Source organism: Cohnella sp. GbtcB17 (assembly GCF_019091135.1).
Classification (GTDB): Bacteria; Bacillota; Bacilli; order Paenibacillales; family Paenibacillaceae; genus Cohnella.
In genome coordinates, this window is the sequence record NZ_JAGXJW010000025.1 from 101,657 (window position 1) to 107,656 (window position 6,000).

Consider the following 6,000-nt stretch of genomic DNA (forward strand, 5'->3'; position numbering starts at 1 on the left):
GCAAGTGCGCCGATTCACGGCCGTTGCTGTGACTGTAAGCCCCAAAATGGTGCTTACCCAAACGCACGTGCACCGCCGAGCGGCCATTGCCGCACCAGAGGGACGCCCTTCAGTCATCCTTGATGACCGAGGGGCGTCCCTCTTTTCATTTTTTCGAATCCCGTAAGTTACCCCGCCGCAGCGCTCTTTCGTGCCATCGCTGCGGACGTCCTGAGATTGCCATCTTGCGCACGCATGCCATCCCTTTTCGCAGACAAATTGCCCCTCTCGCCGATAGCCAAAACTGTCCGAGGCCATATCATGTTCATATGGATCGTATTGGAGAGGGTGCTTACCCGCTGCACAAAGTTGTTCCGGGCTCGACTTTGGAGACCGTTTCTTTTTGGTATAGGAAAATCATTAAAAATATCTTTTTTCCTTGAACATTGGACAGGGGTGCGCCGTCTAATGTTTGAATGTCAAAATCATTGGAAATTTGTCCGATTCACGGGACAAGAGGAGGGATGCCGAAGCAGTCGCATAGTCGGATGTTAGACCGAACGCAGCGCTAGTCCTTGACACGCAAGTGACCGCTAGAACGCCGCATGATCAGGCATCGCCCGGGTCTTTTCGCACCGGCAACGGCATCATCCCCGACAACGGGGCTAACGAACGACAAATATCGTCCTTAAGAAGATCGAATCCGTTTTTCCCAGCAAGTGTCAAGAGCTGCCAAAGGAGTCCGCTAAGCATGCATACAACTAAAGCAGAACCATCCCGCTACATGCCGGGTCTGGACGGTCTGAGAGCGATCGCGGTCATCGCGGTCATCGCCTATCATCTGGACTTCGACTGGGCCTCGGGAGGCCTATTGGGCGTAGGCGTGTTTTTTGTGCTGTCCGGTTACCTCATTACGGATCAGATCGCCTCCGAGCTTCATCGGGAGGGACGTCTGAATCTGAAAAGGTTCTGGCTGCGCCGTGCACGCAGATTGCTGCCCGCCATGCTGCTCGTCATGGCCGCCGTATCGTTTTATTTACTGTTATTCGACCGTGATCGGCTGCCGTCGCTGGCAGGCGACGTGTGGTCGGCCGTCACCTATACAAGCAATTGGTACTTAATTTTTCATCACGTGTCCTACTTCGAGAGCTTCGGGCCGCCTTCGCCTTTCGGGCATCTGTGGTCGTTGGCGGTCGAAGAGCAGTTCTACCTGCTGTGGCCGCTGCTCCTGCCGGCTGCGGCCATGCTGCTCGGACGCCGGGGCAAGACGGTGCTGGCCGTTATCGCGGCCGCTGCCGCATCGGCCGTTCTGATGGCCGTGCTGTACGTGCCCGGAGCCGATCCGAGCCGCATTTATTACGGCACCGACACGCGGGCGTTCGGGCTGCTGATCGGCGCAGCGCTCGCGCTCGTCTGGCCGAGCGGCAGGCTGTCCGCGGGATTGCCGGGGCGCTATCGCGTAGGTCTCGACGCCGCCGGATTCGCCGCACTTGCCGGCATTTTGCTTATGATGCGGTACACGAGCGAGTACGATTCTTTCCTGTACCGGGGCGGATTGGTCTTGCTTTCGCTTCTCGCCGCGGCGCTCGTCGCTGCGCTCGCTCATCCGGACAGCCGACTCGGCGTCTGGCTGGGCTGCGGACCGATGCGCTGGATCGGCAAGCGGTCTTACGGCATTTATTTATGGCATTATCCGGTCATCGCACTCTCTGAAATGCAAGTGAACACGGGCGGCCCCGAGCCGCTGCGCATCGCGCTTCAGCTCGCGGTCAGCGTCGCCTTGGCTGAGCTGTCCTACCGCTACGTCGAAAACCCGATTCGCCGACGCGGTCTGTCCGCCGTCCGGGACGGCTTGCTCGCCGCTACGGCAAATCTGGCAATCGGCCTGCGAACCGATCGTTCGTCCGCTCCGAGCCGTCCGGCGGCATGCTTGTCCGTCACGGCACTGATCTTGCTGTGCGTGTCCTGCACGGGCGGCGCGCAGCCGCTCGGTCACGGTTCAACGGCCGCCGCCCAAGAAGACGGAACCGGCGTTGCCGCAGGCTCCTATACGGACGCCGACGGCCCGTCAGGCGGTCCGACGTCCGCCGGCGGGCAAGGGGACGCGGCAGTCATTCCCGTCAAAGATCCGATCGGCACGGCCAAGCCGACACCGACGCCGACTTCCGAAGCGACGGCCAAGCCGACTTCCGATCCAACGGCCAAGCCGACGCCTAAGCCTTCCACGGGCGTCAATGCTTCCTCGAAGCCCGTGCATTCGCCGACACCGACGCCGACGGCAACGCCGACACCGACGTCGTCCGGCTCTCCGGCGCCGCAGCAAGGCGCGGGGGACGGTTCGGGAAGCGCAAGTGCGCCGGAGCCGCGCAGCGGAGAAGGCGTCACCGTCATCGGCGATTCGGTCATGCTGAACGTAAAGCCGTATTTGGAGGCGGCGCTGCCGGGCATCGTTGTCGACGGCGAGGTCGGCCGGCAGATGCGGGAGGCGCCTGAGGAGATCGAAGCCTTAAAGCGCAACGGCCAGCTGGGAGACCGCGTCGTCGTCGAGCTCGGCACGAACGGCTCGTTCACGAAAAAACAGCTGACGAAGCTGCTGGACGCGCTTGCCGACGCGGACGAAGTGATCTTGATGAACACCCGCGTTCCGCGCAAATGGCAGGATACGGTCAACGACATGCTGAACGACGTCGCGCCCGACTATCCGAATGTCTCGATCGGCGACTGGTACGGCGCAAGCGCCGACCGCGACGAGTACTTCGGCAAGGATGGCGTGCATCTGGGCAAAGCCGGCTCGCAGGCTTATGCGAAGCTGGTCGCGGATTTGCTGGCGACGAAGGATTGACCGGATCATGATCAAAAAACAAACAGGGCTGTCTCCGGGGTCATTTGATGACCCTTTGGAGACAGCCCTGTCTTTTAACTTAATAGATCGTATAAGCGGGAAGCGTACCGCCGGATGCAGGCAAGCGATCGGTCGTCGAGTCGTTCTTGATATAGCCGACTCTAATGGTCGAGCCCGTCGCGATGCCGAACGTCCATAGCGGTACCTTCAACTCGACGACCGTCGCGTTCTTGCTGAATTCAATGCCCGTGCCGGAGGTGGATAGCGTGCGTACGGCGGTCCAGGTCCACCCCGCGCCGGTATTCTGATAGACCGTATTGTTCTCGATCATGAAGTCCGCCCCATTGGCGGCCCAGCCGGAAGCGCTGTAGCCGGTCGCGGTGTTGTTGTCCGCGTTGATGAAAAACTGTCCTTTGACATTGAGCGCTGTACCCTGGATTAGCAGCTTGAGGGCGGTGCCGTCATTCGTCGCCTTCAGCGTCTGTACGGTGGTCGAGCCGGTCGCGAGCGCCCCGATACCGCTCCAGTCGGATGCGCTGCCATCGATTGTGACGGTCGGATAACCGGTGCCGCCGCCCGCCGAATATGAGCCTGTACCCGTCGTCGATCCATTGCCGGACACCGTGATGGTCCCTGTGTTGGACGTTCGCGTGTTGACCGTCGATCCGCTGGCGTGCACGGGATCGGAGGGGAACGAGGAGCCGTACGACGTACTCAGGTTATTGTACGAATAAAGGGAGTTGTTGCTGGCGGAGTACCAAAGATCCGTCCATTGGAACGGGAATCCGTACATCGCGGCCGCCCACCAGGCCATTTTGAATTTATCGGTCGTGTTGTCCGTTGCCGCGGCTCCGCCCGCCGCATTGGTCGCGAGCGCGGCCGTGATGACGCCTTTGCTCCGGTAATAGCCGAGCGCTTTGTCCGCCTTCGCCGACCAGGCAGAGACGGATTGGTAGGCGTTGCCTGAGATGAGCCAGCTTTCTGCCAGATAATAGTCGCCAGCGACGACGCTGGGCGGATTGCTCGCGCCGTTCTCGTCGAGATTGCCGAGAGCGTCGTCGATATTCCAGGCGTTCATGAACGCTTTGAGGCCGACGCTGTGAATGTATTGCAGGATCGTATTTTGCCTGGCGCGCGTCACACCGTAATCGAAGCCGTAATCGTCGAGGAAGATGCCGTAGGCACCCATGCTCTTCCATTCGTCGACGTACGTCTGCAGCGTCGCGATGCTCAGGTTCTGCGTGCTCACGCCGAGGTCGACGTAACCGAACACCTTCTTGCCGTTCGCCTTCAGTGTCGCCATGATCGTCTTTGTGTTGGCGTTGTCGCCGTGGGTCGCATGTTCGATGCCGTCGCCGAATACGAGGACGTCGAATTGGCTGAAGGTGTTCGCGGCGGTCGTCAGGTTGCCGGCCGCCCCGTTGACGAGCGAGGGCCAGCCGTAATAAACGCCGAGTTTAGGAAGCGGGACGATGGGATCCGCGGCAGCTGCCGCAGGGGCGAGCGCGCCGAGCAGCATTGATGCCCAGAGCGTGAGGATCAAGCCGAACCGAGCCGGTTTTTTACGCATGAATGAAACATCTCCCTTGTCGTTTAGGATGTGAATCCGTGCGGACTGACCGGATGCAGCTTGCTGAAAACATCACTCCTCACAATTGATTTGGGGCAAAAATGTGTTATTTGGCTATCGCAAACGAGCCCCGGATTTGATTATATAGCAAAGATTGATTCAAATAAATGGTTAAAATACAACTGATTTATATTTTTAATTTGCGGCAATTTCAGTTTTTAGTTGTGATTGTTTAATAGATCACTTATTTGTTTGCGCCAAATAATGCCCGAGAGACGGCTCAGCTTTTTATTTTCGAAAACAAAAAGAAACCGTTCTTAGGTAAATGGAAGTGTTGAGCAACCATTTACGAAAGGAACGGTTTCTTACTAGCTCTTCGCTTTAACTTCAGAGGACTTTGGACAGCCCCGTTTTTAAGTTTTATTTGCCGAGAAACGCATTCAGCATCCAGATCGTCTTCTGCAGGTCGGCCGTCTGTCCGATGAACAGGTCGGCTGTCGCTTCGTCGCCGGCCGCTTGCGCCGACTCGATGCCGGCGGCGAGCTCATCGACGAGCTTGGCGTAATCGGCGATCACGCTGCCGACCATTTGCGCCGCAGATTCGCCGCCTGCCGCTTCTTCCACGGTCGCAAGCGACAGGCTCTCCTTCAGCGTCGAGACGGGCCGGCCGTCGATGGCGAGCAGACGCTCGGCGACCTCGTCCATACGCGCTGCCGCTTCCTCGTACAGTTCCTCGAATTTCGCGTGAAGCGTAAAAAATTCGCTGCCTTTCACATACCAGTGGAAATGGTGCAGCTTCGTGTACAGCACGGTCCAGTTGGCGACTTGACGATTCAGGACGACGCTCAGACGTTCGGTTTGTTTGGTTGCGGTCATTTCGAATCCCTCCAAAATTTATATTTAGACTTAATCTAAATTCTGAATTCATCATAGCATAAACATACGGCGAAAACATGAAGATCGCATGAAGATCAGCTTGCGTCAAACACGCCTTTATTTGCTTTTGAACCGCATCGCGGCAAGTGCTATTCTTGGAAGTATGGTTGTTTAACATCCTTTTTATGAAGGAGCGATGCAAAATGAGCGTGCGCAAGCATCTATGGATCGGCGGCGCCGAGTACGAGACGAAGTCGTACGTCAAATTAACGGCTCCTTACGACGGAGCGGAGCTGGCCGAGATTGCCGATGCGGCTCCGGAGGACGTGGACCTGGCGATCGCTTCCGCGGCGGAGGCCGCGAAGGAGATGCGGGCGATGCCGGGGTATCGCCGATCGGCGATTTTGGAGCGGCTGTCGGATCTGCTGACGGAGCGCAGGGAGGAAGCCGCACGCATCGTTGCCCGCGAGGCTGCGAAGCCGCTCAAGGCCGCCTATGCGGAAATCGACCGCACGGCTGCCACCTACAAGTTCGCGGCCGAGGAAGCCAAGCGGCTCCATGGCGAGACCGTTCCGATGGATGCCGCGCCGGGCGGCGAGGGACGCGTCGCCTACACGAAGCGCGAGCCGATCGGCGTCGCCGGCGCCATTACGCCGTTTAATTTTCCGATGGACCTGGGCGCGCACAAGGTCGGTCCCGCGCTGGCCGCGGGCAAGGCGGTCGTGCTCAAGCC

The 6,000-nt window shown here is 58.8% G+C and carries 4 protein-coding genes; 2 read left to right on the forward strand and 2 right to left on the reverse strand.

The window, feature by feature from the left end; translation table 11 throughout:
• Nucleotides 1–730: 730 nt before the first annotated feature.
• Nucleotides 731–2,821 carry an acyltransferase family protein gene (locus KVT38_RS15630; protein WP_217594650.1) on the forward strand — a complete coding sequence of 697 codons (2,091 nt, stop codon included), beginning with the start codon at nt 731–733 and terminating at the stop codon, nt 2,819–2,821.
• Between the two features lie 79 nt (nt 2,822–2,900).
• On the opposite strand, the gene KVT38_RS15635 is transcribed toward KVT38_RS15630, so the two are convergent.
• A complete protein-coding gene (locus tag KVT38_RS15635; protein WP_217594651.1) occupies nt 2,901–4,391 on the reverse strand; it encodes a hypothetical protein in 1,491 nt (496 codons plus the stop codon).
• A 420-nt stretch (nt 4,392–4,811) separates the two neighbouring features.
• Complete coding sequence (locus KVT38_RS15640) at nt 4,812–5,267, reverse strand: Dps family protein (RefSeq protein WP_217594652.1); 456 nt, start codon at nt 5,265–5,267, stop codon at nt 4,812–4,814.
• Between the two features lie 209 nt (nt 5,268–5,476).
• On the opposite strand from KVT38_RS15640, the gene KVT38_RS15645 reads away from it, so the two are divergent.
• Nucleotides 5,477–6,000, forward strand: a 524-nt coding sequence (locus KVT38_RS15645) for an aldehyde dehydrogenase family protein (RefSeq protein ID WP_217594666.1), incomplete at its 3' end; no start/stop codon positions are given.